This is a genomic window from Arthrobacter nitrophenolicus (assembly GCF_045833485.1).
Taxonomy (GTDB): Bacteria; Actinomycetota; Actinomycetes; order Actinomycetales; family Micrococcaceae; genus Arthrobacter; species Arthrobacter nitrophenolicus.
Window position 1 is genome coordinate 516,735 of sequence record NZ_CP174504.1, and the last position, 12,385, is coordinate 529,119.

A 12,385-nucleotide genomic window follows, 5' to 3' on the forward strand; every position below is an offset into this window, starting at 1 on the left:
CCCTCTCCCTCGGTACTGGCTGGCGGAACCATAGCCACCCCGACAGCGCCATCAGCCCAAGGGACCCGGGTGTCACGTCCCTACCGGGTCATGACAGGATCGGGTGCCGAAATCAACCTCTTGCTCCCAACTCCTGCAAGTGACCCCGCAGTCGCGGCAATCGAGGCATACCGGGTGAAGGCCGGAGCTGCCCCCGTGTCATATCTTGTGGCGGAGGTGGACAACCGCAAAGGAACTGTCCCCGTCAATCTCTACTCGGTCAGCGTCTTCGATGCAGGGGGACGCCGGTTCACGTTCTCCAGCGTGGCGGATGTCATCCACAGCTGGGGACCAACGTACAGCTACGATTTCGGCTGGCAGATGGGTGACGGCAGTGCCGTAGACGAGGCTGTGGCCGGCAAGCTTAAGCGCGAGGCTACCGACCTGCACAGCGCCCACGTGAACGCCACCGTGGCTACCGCCGGGCAGGCCAACGTTGTTCTGGCATCGTCCGACGCCCAGCTGCCGGCCGAGTTCGTTCGGGTGACAGTTCAGGCGTTCGGCATGGATATGGAAGTGGAGGCCGCACCGGCGTCCTGACTTCCGGGAAGCGGAGCATAAAAAAGACCCGTCCGGATCTCGTACAAGATCCGGACGGGTCCGTTGTGGCAGATGAGGGATTCGAACCCCCGTAGGCGTTGCCAGCTGATTTACAGTCAGCCCCCTTTGGCCGCTCGGGTAATCTGCCGAACTTCTCAAAAGAAGACCCGGGCTGCAGTCTTCAGAACGTCCGTTTCCGGGCCGTTCCGCTTCCAGTAACCGCGGGCAAGACAACTTTACAGAACTTCCGCCCAAGAATCGAATCGGGCTCCCGCAAGGTCCTTAAACCCCTGTTTCACGGGGATTTGGGGGCAATCACGCCTCGCCCAGGATCCTCCCGGCGAGCTTCGCCTCGAACTTCAAGGCCTGCTCCTCGGTGATCTGGTTCAGCTGGACCGCACGCTGCAGGTCCGCGTGGACCCCTTCCAGCCGGGAGGACGCATCGGCCACCGGGCTGAAGATGACCGACGCGGCCACCGCAGCCGCCGCTACCGATGTTGCCGCCGTCGCCACCGCCCCGGCCGCGGCTGTGGTTGTTCTGGTGACGTACGTGGCGGCTTTGCGGTGCATTGGTGTTTCCCTTTCGAACTGCTGTCCAACAGGTACAACCCTTTCCGGCACTCCTTGGTTCCCTCCTGACGTCCGCTGAGAGGGAACTGTGAATCCTGCCGCCCGCCTGGCGGCGCATCCGTATTAGGCTTGAATGCAGTGATCCCAAGCCCTGTTTGTGCGCAGGGCTCCCACCCTTAGAAGGAGAGTCATGGCAGGCGAGTCAACGTTCGACGTCGTAAGCAAGGTGGACAAGCAGGAGGTCGCCAACGCCCTCAACCAGTCCCAGAAGGAAATCGCCCAGCGCTACGACTTCAAAGGTGTTGGTGCCGAAATCGACTTCAGCGGCGAAAAGATCCTCATGAAGGCGAACTCGGAAGAACGCGTCAAGGCTGTGTTGGATGTTTTCCAGTCCAAGCTGATCAAGCGCGGCATCTCGCTGAAGTCCCTGGACAGCGGCGAACCCTACGCCTCCGGCAAGGAATACCGCCTGGAAGCCTCCATCAAGGAAGGCATCGCCCAGGACCTGGCGAAGAAGATCAACAAGCTGATCCGCGACGAAGGCCCCAAGTCGGTCAAGTCCCAGATCCAGGGCGACGAACTCCGCGTCTCGTCCAAGTCCCGTGACGACCTGCAGGCCACCATGGCACTGCTGAAGGACTTCGACGAAGCCGACCTGCAGTTCGTGAACTTCCGCAGCTGACGGCCGTTCGGCGTCGTTCTTCGACGCGCAAAGCATTTGCCGCTACGGAAAGAGGCCGGCGCACCTGGAAGACGGGGTGCGCCGGCCTCTTTGCGTGTCGAGGAGGAATCACCGCGTCACAGCCCGACGGCGGCGCCGGGCTACCGCAGCGGGCCGCCGGCCATCCGCTCCAGCCGGGCAATCCGGTCGCGCATGGGCGGGTGCGTCGCGAACATCTTGGTGATTGCGCCGCCCCGGAACGGGTTGGCAATCATCAGGTGGGATGCGTTGACCAGCCGCTGGTCCTGCGGCAGCGGTGCGATGCTGACCCCGCGCTCGATCTTGGCCAGGGCCGAGGCGAGCGCCAGCGGATCGCCGGTCAGCTGCGAGCCGTCCTCGTCGGCGTCGTACTCCCTGGTCCGTGAGATGGCCATCTGGATGAGCGACGCCGCGAACGGTGCCAGCAGTGCCATGGCGATCATGGCCAGCGGGTTGGCGTTGCGACGGTCGCCGCCGCCGAAGAACAGCAACATCTGGCCCACCGAGGTGATGACCCCGGCGACGGCAGCCGCCACCGATGAGGTGAGGATGTCCCGGTTGTAGACGTGCATAAGTTCGTGGCCCAGGACGCCGCGGAGCTCGCGTGCGTCCAGGAGCTGCAGGATCCCCTCTGTGCAGCAGACCGCCGCGTTCTGGGGGTTGCGGCCGGTGGCGAAGGCGTTCGGGTTCACGGTGGGTGAAATGTAGATGCGTGGCATGGGCTGGTTGGCCCGCGCGGAGAGCTCACGGACGATCTGGTACAGCTGCGGGGCCTGCGCCTCACTGACGGGGTATGCCTGCATGGACCGGATGGCAATCTTGTCGCTGTTCCAGTAGCCGTAAGCCGTAGTGCCGACACCGACGAGTGCCATGATCCAGATGGGCGCCGAACTGCGCATGCTTGTACCGATCAGGGCGCCCAGCCCGAGCAGCACGGCCCAGAGCACTCCGAACAGCGCCGCCGTCTTGAGCCCGTTGTGATGCCGATGCACGTCCATTCCCCTTCGATTTTTTGGCTGTTACAGCTTAAGAACTGGACGGCCGTCCCTATAGTTCCAGTCTTCTTCTCCGAGGTTAGCCAACCCTTATTGTGAGATATTCATAATAAGTGCTTCAATGGAGCCATGACGGAACACCACGACGGCCACGAGGACTGGGCTGGAGCCCTGCGCGCCCACGGCCGCCGGGTGACCAAGCAGCGGCTTGCCGTCCTGGCCGCCGTCGAACGCCACCCCCACTCCCCTGCCGAAAGCATCCTTGCCGCTGCCCGTGCGGAACTCCCCGAGTTGACCGCGCAGTCGGTATACGTGGTGCTCGGGGACCTCACGGACCTGCACATGCTCCGGCGTTTCGAACCCCCGCACTCCCCCGCACTGTATGAAACCCGTGTGGGCGACAACCACCACCACGCCATCTGCATCAGCTGCGGCCGCGTGGAGGACGTGGATTGCGCCGTCGGGCACGCGCCGTGCCTCACGCCCCACTGGGATGAGAACGCCAAGCCGATGACCATCCAGATCGCAGACGTCATGTACCAGGGCATCTGCCAGGACTGCCAGCAGTCCCAACAACTTCCTTCCAATCGTCCCTCGCAAGTAACAGAGAAATAGGAGAATAATGACTGTCGTTTCGACAACCCAGTCTGGTGCCCCCGTCACATCCGACGCGCACTCCAAGTCAGTTGGTGCCGATGGTGCCATCATCCTGACTGACCACTACCTGGTGGAAAAGCTCGCCCAGTTCAACCGCGAGCGGGTTCCGGAGCGTGTGGTGCACGCCAAGGGCGGCGGTGCATTCGGCACGTTCAAGACCACCGAGGATGTCTCGAAGTACACCAAGGCCGCGTTCCTGCAGCCGGGCGTCGAGACCGAGATGCTGATCCGCTTCTCCTCCGTTGCCGGCGAGAACGGCTCCCCGGACACCTGGCGCGACCCCCGCGGTTTCGCCGTGAAGTTCTACACCTCCGAGGGCAACTACGACCTCGTGGGCAACAACACCCCGGTGTTCTTCATCCGCGACGGCATCAAGTTCCCGGACTTCATCCACTCCCAGAAGCGCCTGCCCGGCACCCACCTGCGCGACGCCGACATGCAGTGGGACTTCTGGACCCTGTCCCCCGAGTCCGCCCACCAGGTCACTTGGCTGATGGGTGACCGCGGCCTGCCCGCCTCATGGCGCGAAATGCAGGGCTACGGCTCGCACACCTACCAGTGGATCAACGCTGAAGGCGAGCGGTTCTGGGTCAAGTACCACTTCCACTCCAACCAGGGCGTGAAGAACATGACGTCCGAGCAGGCCGAAGCACTGGCCGGCTCCGACGCCGACTTCTACATCCGCGACCTGCACGAGAACATCGAAGCCGGCAACCTGCCGTCCTGGGACCTGCACGTCCAGGTCATGCCCTACGAGGACGCCAAGACCTACCGCTTCAACCCGTTCGACCTGACCAAGGTCTGGCCGCACGCCGACTACCCGCTGATCAAGGTGGGCACCATGGAGCTGAACCGGAACCCGGAGAACTACTTCGCGCAGATCGAGCAGGCCACCTTCGCGCCGTCGAACTTCGTGCCGGGCATCGCCGCTTCGCCGGACAAGATGCTGCAGGCCCGCATCTTCTCCTACGCGGACGCACACCGCTACCGCGTGGGCACCAACCACGCCCAGATCCCGGTGAACCAGCCCAAGAGCCAGGTCAACAACTACAGCCAGGACGGCGCCGGTCGCTACCTGTTCAACGCCCCATCCGTTCCGGTCTACGCCCCGAACACGTTCGGTGGCCCGGCCGCCGTTGAGCCGCAGAACCCGGCAGGCGGCTGGGAGAACGACGGCGAACTGACCCTCGCCGCGCACTCCCTGCACGCCGAGGACAGCGACTTCGTCCAGGCCGGCACCCTGTACCGCGAGGTCTACGACGAAGCCGCAAAGGCCCGCTTCCTCGAGACCATCACCGGTGCCGTGGGCGGCGTCAAGCGCTCCGACATCAAGGAACGTGCCATCCAGTACTGGACCAACGTTGACGCCGAACTCGGCGCCAAGCTGCGCGCCAACCTCGGCGCAGCACCCCTCTCCGACGCTGAGGCAGCCAACAAGATCGGCTGATTCCCCGCTCGCTGAGCATTGAAACCACCCCGTCGCGGATGTCCGCGACGGGGTGGTTTTTTGCGCTGTCCACATAGCCGAAGGGGTCTCTGGCCGCCACCCTGGACGCTCCCTAGGATCGCTCTATGACAACTTTCCAGGGCATACCAGCCGCCGCTTTCGGCTTCTACGCCGAACTGCAGGAGAACAACAACCGGGAGTGGTGGCAGGAGCACAAGGACAGCTACCAGTCGCTGGTCCGGGACCCGCTCGCCTCGCTCCTGGCTGAGCTCGAGCCCCGCTTCGGGCAGGGCCGCCTGTTCCGTCCCAACCGGGACATCCGGTTTTCATTGGACAAGTCCCCTTACAAAACCGCCCAGGGCGCATTCGCCTCCGTGCAGGAAGGTGTGGGCTACTACCTCCAGGTCAGCGCGGAGGGCCTGCTGGTGGGCGGCGGCTACCACTCCCACTCTCCCGCCCAGCTGGCGAGGTACCGGAACGCGGTGGACGCCTCGGGCACCGGAGAGTCGCTGCGGCACATAGTGGACGGCGTCGCCGCTGCGGGCTTTGCGGTGGAAGGGGAGAGACTCAAGACGGTGCCCCGGGGCTATGACCGCAGCCATCCGCGGGCCGAACTCCTCAAGCACAAGTCACTCGCGGCGAGCGTGGACCTCGGCCAGCCTGCCTGGCTGGGTACCCCTGCCGCCGTCGGCGAAATCTCCGGGCTGTGGGACCAGCTGCGCCCCCTGGTTGACTGGGTGGGCCGCCACGCCGCGCCCTAGCAGCCGGTCGCGTTCCGGATTATGCCGGACGGGCCCGGGCAGGCCTGGTCAGGCTTCCTGCGCTGCGGCCAGGCGGGTTTCGAGGTTGTTGAAGAAGACCGAGAGCATCAGTTCGAACGCCTTGGTGGCCGCCTCAGGCTCATTCATGACCACAAAGTCGAACTGCAGCCCGTAGAAAGTTGACGTGAAGAGCCGGGCGTCGGTGTCCGCGTATTCCTCCGGGATGCCCTGCACCACCAGCCAGTCGCGGGTCTTGTGGTGAAGCATCCGGAAGTGTTCCTGCGAGGTGCCGCGGGGTTCTGCCGCCACGATGTCCTGGGCAGTGGCCTCAAATTCGAGCCGGGTCAGGTGGCGGTTCCGCTGGGCCATTGTCCACTGCCAGGACTCGAGCAGGAATTCCCGCCAGGCTGCCCGGTCAATGTCGCGGACATCGGTGTTCCGCATCCGGTCCAGGCGTGACTCGATGGACACCACGATGTCATTGATCAGCTGCTCCCGGTTTCCAAAGTGGTAGACCAGCACGTAGGCACTCATGCCCAGCCCTTCCGCGAGGCTGCGGAAGGTCAGCTCCGCCAGGGTCTTGTCCATCAGGTAGTCGAGGATGGCGCCCAGCAGCTCGGCTTTTCGTTCGGTTCGTGTCGGGCGTGCCATAAATCCATCCTACGAGCCGGCGCCGTTCCGGTGCCGGGCATGGAAATGCCCGCCCGGGTCAGGCCCGGGCGGGCATCAGCAGGGCTGTCAGGCCCGCGAGTACTCGTCTTCGCTATCGGAATCGCGCTGGCCCGTATCACTGTCGGCAGCTGCGGCGCCGTTGACTGCGCTGCTGGCCGTGCCGAAGCGTTCGTTGAGGCGCGAGTGGCGCTGGCCGTAGGCAAAGTAGATCGCGAGGCCGATGGCCAGCCAGATGGCGAAGAAGATCCAGGTCTCCACAGCCAGGTTGGTCATCAGGTAGAGGCAGAGCACCGCGGAAACGACCGGCAGGACCTTCCCGAACGGGACGCGGAAGGCGGGCTTCAGGTCCGGCCGCTTCTTGCGCAGCACCAGGATGCCCAGGCTGACCACAACGAAGGCTGAAAGCGTGCCGATGTTGATCATTTCCTCGAGCAGGTCCACATTGGTAAGCCCGGCCACCAGGGCAACCGCGGCGCCGCAGATGACCTGGAGCCGGACCGGCGTCGCACGCTTCTCGCTGGTCTTGGACAGGGCCCGGGGAAGGAGTCCGTCGCGGCTCATGGCCAGGACCACGCGGGACAGGCCCATCAGCAGCACCATGATCACGGTGGTCAGGCCCACCAGGGAACCGAATGCGATGATCTTCGCGGCGGAGGTGTCGCCCACGGCTTCGAACGCGGTGGTAAGGGTGGGGTTCTCCGCCTCGGCCAGCTGGGTATAGGACACCATGCCGGTCAGTGCCAGCGACACCAGGATGTAGAGCAGGGTCACCAGGGCCAGTCCGCCGAAGATTCCGCGCGGAAGGGTCTTCTGCGGGTTCTTTACTTCCTCGGCCGAGGTGGCCACCACGTCAAAACCGATGAAGGCAAAGAACACCAGGGCCGCGCCGGCGAAGATTCCCAGGGTGCCGTACTGGGCCGGGGCCGCGCCTGTGAGGAAGCCGAAGAACGACTGCTTCAGGACGTCCGCGGCACCGGTGCCGCCCGTGGGCTCGGCCGCGGGGATGAACGGGGCGTAGTTTTCGAACTTCACGTAGGTGAAGCCCACCACGATCACGAACAGGACGACGCCGATCTTAATGAGCGTGAAGATGTTTCCCACCCGGGCGGACAGCTTGGTGCCCAGCACCAGCAGCACCGTGAAGACGGCGACAATGAGGAACGCGCCCCAGTACAGGTCCACACCGCCCAGCGAGACGGCCGGCGGGATGTCGGCGCCCATGAGGGCGAACACCTTGCTGAGGTAAATGCCCCAGTATTTGGCGATCACGGCAGCGGCGGTGAAGAGCTCCAGGATCAGGTTCCAGCCGATGATCCAGGCAAGGAGTTCGCCCATGGTGGCGTAGGTGAAGACGTAGGCGGAACCCGCCACGGGGATGGCGGTGGCGAATTCGGCGTAGCACATGATCGCCAGCGCGCAGGTGATGGCGGCGACGGCGAAGGACACGGTGACGGCGGGGCCGGAGAAGTTGGCTGCGGCCTTGGCGCCCACCGAGAAGATACCGGCGCCGACAGCAACGGCGACGCCCATGATCATGAGGTCCCAGGTGCTGAGGGAGCGCTTGAGCTTGCGTCCGGGCTCATCGGCGTCGGCGATCGACTGCTCGATGGATTTGGTCCGGAGAAGGTTCATAGGGGATCACAATCCTGATTTCGGATGGAAACAGACTTATCCACGATAGTGTCCATCCACTGGACGGTCCCAATTGTTCCGAATGGTGAGACGCCGGTTTTACCGAACTTTATTCCGGGAAAGCACTTGGGGCCCTTCGGATGAAGAGCTTCAAGTGCTTGCGGACCGAACTGTTCAGGCAGGCCAGTCCATCAGCGTGGACCGGATCAGAAAGCGCTTGCCCTCGGGCGCCTCCACCGAGAAGCCGCTCCCCCGGCCGCTGACCACGTCCACGGTCAGGTGGGTGTGGCTCCAGTAGTTGAACTGTTCCCGGGACATCCAGAACTCCAGCGGTTGCGGCTCCAGCCCGGCGGACAGGTCGAACAGGCCCAGCAGGACGTCGGAGTCGCCGGTCAGGAAGTCGCCTGCGGGATAGCACATGGGCGAGGATCCGTCGCAGCATCCGCCGGACTGGTGGAACATGAGCGGCCCGTGCCGGAGCCACAGCGAGCGGAGCAAATCCGCGGCCTCCGGCGTGAGCGCCACCCGGGAGAAGTCCTCCCCGGGCAGCGTCACGGCGGCATGGAGCCGGTCCGGTGCCATCAGAACCTCAGGACCACGCGGCCGTCGATCTTGGCATGCTTCATCTCGTCAAACACCGCGTTGACCTCGGAAAGCTCCCGGACCGAAACCGTGGGATGGATCTTGCCCTGGGCGTAGAAGTCCAGGGCCTCCTCCAGGTCCTGCCGCGTGCCCACTATGGAGCCGCGCACGGTGAGGCCCTTGAGCACAATCTCGAAGATCGGTGCCGGAAAGTCTCCCGGCGGCAGGCCGTTGAACACGATGGTTCCGCCGCGGCGGGCCATGCCGATGGCCTGGCCGAACGCCGACGGGTGCACCGCAGTGACCAGGACTCCATGGCAACCTCCGGTTTCGCGCTGGATCACTTCAACCGGATCCTCGTGCAGGGCGTTAATGGCCAGTTCAGCACCATGGGCCTTGGCGAGGGCCAGCTTGTCGTCGGCGATATCGACGGCGGCCACCCGCAGTCCCATCGCCACGGCGTACTGGACCGCAATGTGGCCCAGGCCGCCGATGCCCGAGATGGTCACCCACTGGCCCGGCCTGGCTTCGGTCATTTTCAGGCCCTTGTAGACCGTGACGCCGGCGCAGAGTACCGGCGCCACCTCGACGGGGTCGGAATCTGCCGGTATGCGGGCGGCAAAGCGCGAGTCCACCAGCATGTATTCGCCGAAGGAGCCGTCCACGCTGTAGCCGCCGTTCTTCTGCGCCTCGCACAGGGTTTCCCAGCCGGTGCGGCAGTACTGGCAGTCGCCGCAGGCGGACCACAGCCAGGCGTTGCCCACCAGGTCGCCCACGGCGAGGTCGGTGACTCCCTCGCCGAGGGCCACGACTTCGCCCACGCCCTCGTGGCCGGGAACGAAGGGCGGCTCGGGCTTGACCGGCCAGTCCCCCTCGGCCGCGTGGAGGTCCGTGTGGCAGACGCCGGTGGTGAGCACCTTGACCAGGGCTTCTCCCGGGCCGGGGGTGGGTACAGCGATGTCCTGGACACGGAGGTCCTTGCCGAATTCGTTTACTACTGCTGCTTGCATTGTCGTCGTCATTGGCGAAATCCTTGCGTCGTTGTAGCGGAAGTGGGGTGTCTAGAAGAAGCCGAGCTTGTTCTCGTTGTAGCTGACCAGCAGGTTCTTGGTCTGCTGGTAGTGGTCCAGCATCATGGCGTGGTTTTCGCGTCCGATGCCCGAGGACTTGTAGCCGCCGAACGCGGCTCCCGCCGGGTAGGCGTGGTAGTTGTTGACCCAGACGCGGCCGGCCTGGATTTCGCGGCCCGCCCGGTAGGCGATGTTGCCGTTGCGGGACCAGACGCCGGCGCCGAGTCCGTAGAGGGTGTCGTTGGCGATGCCCATGGCGTCGTTGTAGTCGCTGAATTTCGTCACCGAGACAACGGGCCCGAAGATTTCCTCCTGGAAGATCCGCATCCGGTTGTGGCCCTCGAACACGGTGGGCTGGACGTAGTAGCCGCCGGCCAGGTCACCGGGCAGTTCGGCACGCCCGCCGCCGGTGAGCACTTTGGCGCCCTCCTGCTTTCCGATGTCGATGTAGGAGAGGATCTTCTCCAGCTGGTCATTGGAGGCCTGGGCACCCACCTGCGTGTCCGTGTCCAGCGGGTTGCCCTGCACCATCTTCTCCACCCGGGCCACGGCGTCGGCCATGAAGGAGTCGTAGATGTCCTCCTGGACCAGGGCACGGGACGGGCAGGTGCACACCTCGCCCTGGTTGAAGGCAAACAGTGCGAAGCCTTCCTGGGCCTTGTCGTAGAAGGCGTCGTTGTCCTGTGCGACGTCATTGAAGAAGATGTTGGGGCTCTTGCCGCCGAGTTCGAGCGTGACGGGGATCAGGTTCTGGCTCGCGTACTGGCTGATCAGCCGGCCCGTGGTGGTTTCACCGGTGAAGGCGATCTTGCGGATGCGGGGGCTGGAGGCCAGCGGCTTGCCGGCCTCGACGCCGAAGCCGTTGACCACGTTCACCACGCCGGCAGGCAGCAGGTCGCCGATGAGTTCCATCAGCACCAGGATGGACGACGGCGTCTGCTCGGCGGGCTTGAGCACGACGGCGTTGCCGGCCGCGAGTGCCGGGGCCAGCTTCCAGACGGCCATCAGGATGGGGAAGTTCCAGGGAATGATCTGGCCCACGACGCCGAGCGGCTCGTGGAAGTGGTAGGCGGTGGTGTCGTCGTCGAGCTGGGAAAGAGTGCCCTCCTGGGCGCGGACGGCGGACGCGAAGTAGCGGAAGTGGTCGGCGGCGAGCGGAAGGTCGGCGTTGAGGGTCTCGCGGACGGGTTTGCCGTTGTCCCACGTTTCGGCGACGGCGAGCATCTCCAGGTTCTCGTCGATCCGGTCCGCGATCTTGTTCAGGATCGCGGCGCGCTCCGCGACGGAGGTCCTGCCCCAGGACGGGGCCGCCTTGTGGGCCGCATCGAGGGCGAGGTCGATGTCCTCGGAGGTGCCGCGGGCCACTTCACAGAAGGCCTTTCCCGTCACCGGGGTGATGTTCTCGAAGTACTGGCCCTTGACAGGGGCAACCCACTCGCCGCCAATCCAGTTCTCGTAGCGGTCCTTGAAGGTGACCTTCGATCCCTCGGTTCCGGGCTGTGCGTAAACGGTCATTGTGCTAGCTCCTTTGCTGTCAGAAGGCGGCCCGGTTCGGGCGCTTGCCGTTGGTGCCAGCGTAGGAGTGTGCAGGTTGCAGTCAGGTTGCAACGGGCGTGATGCAGCTCACCCGGCGGTGAAGCAGTGCAGCCGTCAGGCGCGCGCCCTGGGCGGACCGCTTGATTCCCGCGGAATGAGTGTGGGCATCGACTTCCTGACCCGGGGCTCCTGCCCGGGGTCGATGATCAGGTCGATAGCCGTTCGTGCAATCTGGTCCAGGTGGACGTGGACGGATGTCAGGGGGGTGGGAAGCCGGGAAGCCAGCGGGGTGTCGTTGTAACCCACGAGAGCCAGATCCTCCCCGATCCGCACATTCCTGCGATGGGCGGCGGCCATGATTCCCATGGCGATGTTGTCGTTTGCGGCGAACACGGCCGAGGGCCGGGAATCCGGGCCCAGGAGGGATTCCCCTGCAGAAAACCCGTCCTCGATACCGTAACCGGCAGCGATGAGCCATCCATCCCGAGGGGTGATTCCTGCTTCACCCAGGGCTTTCCGTGCACCTGCGAGGCGGGCGGTGCCGGTGGAGGTAAAGGACGGGCCCGTGACGACGGCGATGTCCCGGTGCCCGAGGTCGATGAGGTGGCGGACCGCGAGGTAGCCGCCAACCTCGTCATCTCCGAGCGCGGAGGGGCTGACGCCGTCGGTGCGGAGGACCAGCGCATGGATAACGTTGCGCTCCCGAAGGAGGCGTGGAAGCTCGTCATCCAACCGGGCGGTGGCGAGAATCAGTCCGTCCACGTTGCGGTCGAGCAGCGTCTCGGCTGCCCGCCGTTCGTCGCCGGGGTCGTCGCCGCTGGTGGCCACCATCGCGAAATAGCCCCGGGAGGAGGCTGCGCGCTCCAGTTCCTCGAACATGAGCGCCATGACTGTGTCGCTCAGACGGGGAACGAGCACACCCAGGGTCCGCGTTTCACCGCGCCGGAGGCTGGAGGCAAATGAGTTCCTCCGGTAGCCGAGTTCCTCGGCGACCTTCCGGACGTGTGCTGCTGCAGCGGACCGGGACGCCGACCGTTCATCCAACGCCCGACTGGCCGTAGAGATGCTGACACCACTGGCGGCGGCGACATCCTTCAGCGTGACGATCGCACCGGGGGCGGCCCGTTCCATGGCAGTTCTCCTCTTCAGCGGGGGCGTAAGAAACACTCTATTCCTCCTTTTTG

13 protein-coding genes and 1 tRNA gene are annotated in these 12,385 nt (G+C 64.8%); 5 read left to right on the plus strand and 9 right to left on the minus strand.

The window, feature by feature from the left end:
• The first annotated feature begins 195 nt into the window (after positions 1 to 195).
• Entirely contained in the window at positions 196 to 579 is a 384-nt protein-coding gene (locus tag ACJJV6_RS02440; protein WP_407709859.1) for a hypothetical protein, read from the plus strand.
• A gap of 66 nt (positions 580 to 645) precedes the next feature.
• Here ACJJV6_RS02440 and ACJJV6_RS02445 read toward each other — a convergent pair.
• Together ACJJV6_RS02445 and ACJJV6_RS02450 are read right to left on the minus strand one after the other, a co-directional pair.
• Positions 646 to 727 (minus strand) — tRNA-Tyr (locus ACJJV6_RS02445).
• Positions 728 to 894: 167 nt separating this feature from the next.
• On the minus strand, positions 895 to 1,149 hold the full coding sequence (locus ACJJV6_RS02450; protein ID WP_009357170.1) for a hypothetical protein: 255 nt from the start codon (positions 1,147 to 1,149) through the stop codon (positions 895 to 897).
• 190 nt (positions 1,150 to 1,339) lie between these two features.
• On the opposite strand from ACJJV6_RS02450, the gene ACJJV6_RS02455 reads away from it, so the two are divergent.
• Positions 1,340 to 1,831 carry a YajQ family cyclic di-GMP-binding protein gene (locus ACJJV6_RS02455; RefSeq protein ID WP_009357171.1) on the plus strand — a complete coding sequence of 164 codons (492 nt, stop codon included), beginning with the start codon at positions 1,340 to 1,342 and terminating at the stop codon, positions 1,829 to 1,831.
• A 140-nt stretch (positions 1,832 to 1,971) separates the two neighbouring features.
• On the opposite strand, the gene htpX is transcribed toward ACJJV6_RS02455, so the two are convergent.
• Positions 1,972 to 2,841: a zinc metalloprotease HtpX gene (gene htpX, locus ACJJV6_RS02460; protein WP_407709860.1), complete on the minus strand. Its 870-nt coding sequence runs from the start codon at positions 2,839 to 2,841 to the stop codon at positions 1,972 to 1,974.
• Between the two features lie 132 nt (positions 2,842 to 2,973).
• Between htpX and ACJJV6_RS02465 the strand changes: the two genes are divergently transcribed.
• From ACJJV6_RS02465 to ACJJV6_RS02475, 3 genes are all read left to right on the plus strand, one after another.
• A complete protein-coding gene (locus ACJJV6_RS02465; RefSeq protein WP_009357172.1) occupies positions 2,974 to 3,459 on the plus strand; it encodes a Fur family transcriptional regulator in 486 nt (161 codons plus the stop codon).
• A 7-nt stretch (positions 3,460 to 3,466) separates the two neighbouring features.
• Entirely contained in the window at positions 3,467 to 4,948 is a 1,482-nt protein-coding gene (locus ACJJV6_RS02470) for a catalase (RefSeq protein WP_407709861.1), read from the plus strand.
• Positions 4,949 to 5,073: 125 nt separating this feature from the next.
• Positions 5,074 to 5,709 (plus strand): DUF2461 domain-containing protein, encoded by a 636-nt coding sequence (locus tag ACJJV6_RS02475; protein WP_407709862.1) that lies wholly within the window; start codon positions 5,074 to 5,076, stop codon positions 5,707 to 5,709.
• A 48-nt stretch (positions 5,710 to 5,757) separates the two neighbouring features.
• Here the strand turns inward: ACJJV6_RS02475 and ACJJV6_RS02480 are convergent, their stop codons facing one another.
• The 6 genes from ACJJV6_RS02480 to ACJJV6_RS02505 all read right to left on the minus strand — a co-directional run bounded on the left by ACJJV6_RS02480 (position 5,758) and on the right by ACJJV6_RS02505 (position 12,332).
• Positions 5,758 to 6,360, minus strand: a complete 603-nt coding sequence (locus tag ACJJV6_RS02480; RefSeq protein WP_407709863.1) for a TetR/AcrR family transcriptional regulator — start codon at positions 6,358 to 6,360, stop codon at positions 5,758 to 5,760.
• A gap of 87 nt (positions 6,361 to 6,447) precedes the next feature.
• A complete protein-coding gene (locus tag ACJJV6_RS02485; RefSeq protein WP_407709864.1) occupies positions 6,448 to 8,013 on the minus strand; it encodes an amino acid permease in 1,566 nt (521 codons plus the stop codon).
• Positions 8,014 to 8,187: 174 nt separating this feature from the next.
• A complete protein-coding gene (locus tag ACJJV6_RS02490; protein WP_407709865.1) occupies positions 8,188 to 8,595 on the minus strand; it encodes a DUF779 domain-containing protein in 408 nt (135 codons plus the stop codon).
• The gene (gene adhP, locus ACJJV6_RS02495; protein WP_407709866.1) at positions 8,595 to 9,617 is read right to left on the minus strand and encodes an alcohol dehydrogenase AdhP; all 1,023 of its coding nucleotides are present in this window, start codon (positions 9,615 to 9,617) and stop codon (positions 8,595 to 8,597) included. Before adhP ends, ACJJV6_RS02490 begins: the two co-directional genes overlap by 1 nt.
• 39 nt (positions 9,618 to 9,656) lie before the next feature.
• The gene (locus ACJJV6_RS02500; protein WP_407709867.1) at positions 9,657 to 11,180 is read right to left on the minus strand and encodes an aldehyde dehydrogenase family protein; all 1,524 of its coding nucleotides are present in this window, start codon (positions 11,178 to 11,180) and stop codon (positions 9,657 to 9,659) included.
• A gap of 135 nt (positions 11,181 to 11,315) precedes the next feature.
• The gene (locus ACJJV6_RS02505; protein ID WP_407709868.1) at positions 11,316 to 12,332 is read right to left on the minus strand and encodes a LacI family DNA-binding transcriptional regulator; all 1,017 of its coding nucleotides are present in this window, start codon (positions 12,330 to 12,332) and stop codon (positions 11,316 to 11,318) included.
• Positions 12,333 to 12,385: the final 53 nt, after the last annotated feature.

Coding starts and splice junctions, on each gene's coding strand:
- ACJJV6_RS02455 (WP_009357171.1), top strand. CDS start 1,340: ATGGCAGGCGAGTCAACGTTCGACGTCGTAAGCAAGGTGGACAAGCAG.
- ACJJV6_RS02500 (WP_407709867.1), bottom strand. CDS start 11,180: ATGACCGTTTACGCACAGCCCGGAACCGAGGGATCGAAGGTCACCTTC.
- ACJJV6_RS02485 (WP_407709864.1), bottom strand. CDS start 8,013: ATGAACCTTCTCCGGACCAAATCCATCGAGCAGTCGATCGCCGACGCC.
- ACJJV6_RS02475 (WP_407709862.1), top strand. CDS start 5,074: ATGACAACTTTCCAGGGCATACCAGCCGCCGCTTTCGGCTTCTACGCC.
- ACJJV6_RS02470 (WP_407709861.1), top strand. CDS start 3,467: ATGACTGTCGTTTCGACAACCCAGTCTGGTGCCCCCGTCACATCCGAC.
- ACJJV6_RS02480 (WP_407709863.1), bottom strand. CDS start 6,360: ATGGCACGCCCGACACGAACCGAACGAAAAGCCGAGCTGCTGGGCGCC.
- ACJJV6_RS02490 (WP_407709865.1), bottom strand. CDS start 8,595: ATGGCACCGGACCGGCTCCATGCCGCCGTGACGCTGCCCGGGGAGGAC.
- ACJJV6_RS02450 (WP_009357170.1), bottom strand. CDS start 1,149: ATGCACCGCAAAGCCGCCACGTACGTCACCAGAACAACCACAGCCGCG.
- adhP (WP_407709866.1), bottom strand. CDS start 9,617: ATGACGACGACAATGCAAGCAGCAGTAGTAAACGAATTCGGCAAGGAC.
- ACJJV6_RS02505 (WP_407709868.1), bottom strand. CDS start 12,332: ATGGAACGGGCCGCCCCCGGTGCGATCGTCACGCTGAAGGATGTCGCC.
- ACJJV6_RS02465 (WP_009357172.1), top strand. CDS start 2,974: ATGACGGAACACCACGACGGCCACGAGGACTGGGCTGGAGCCCTGCGC.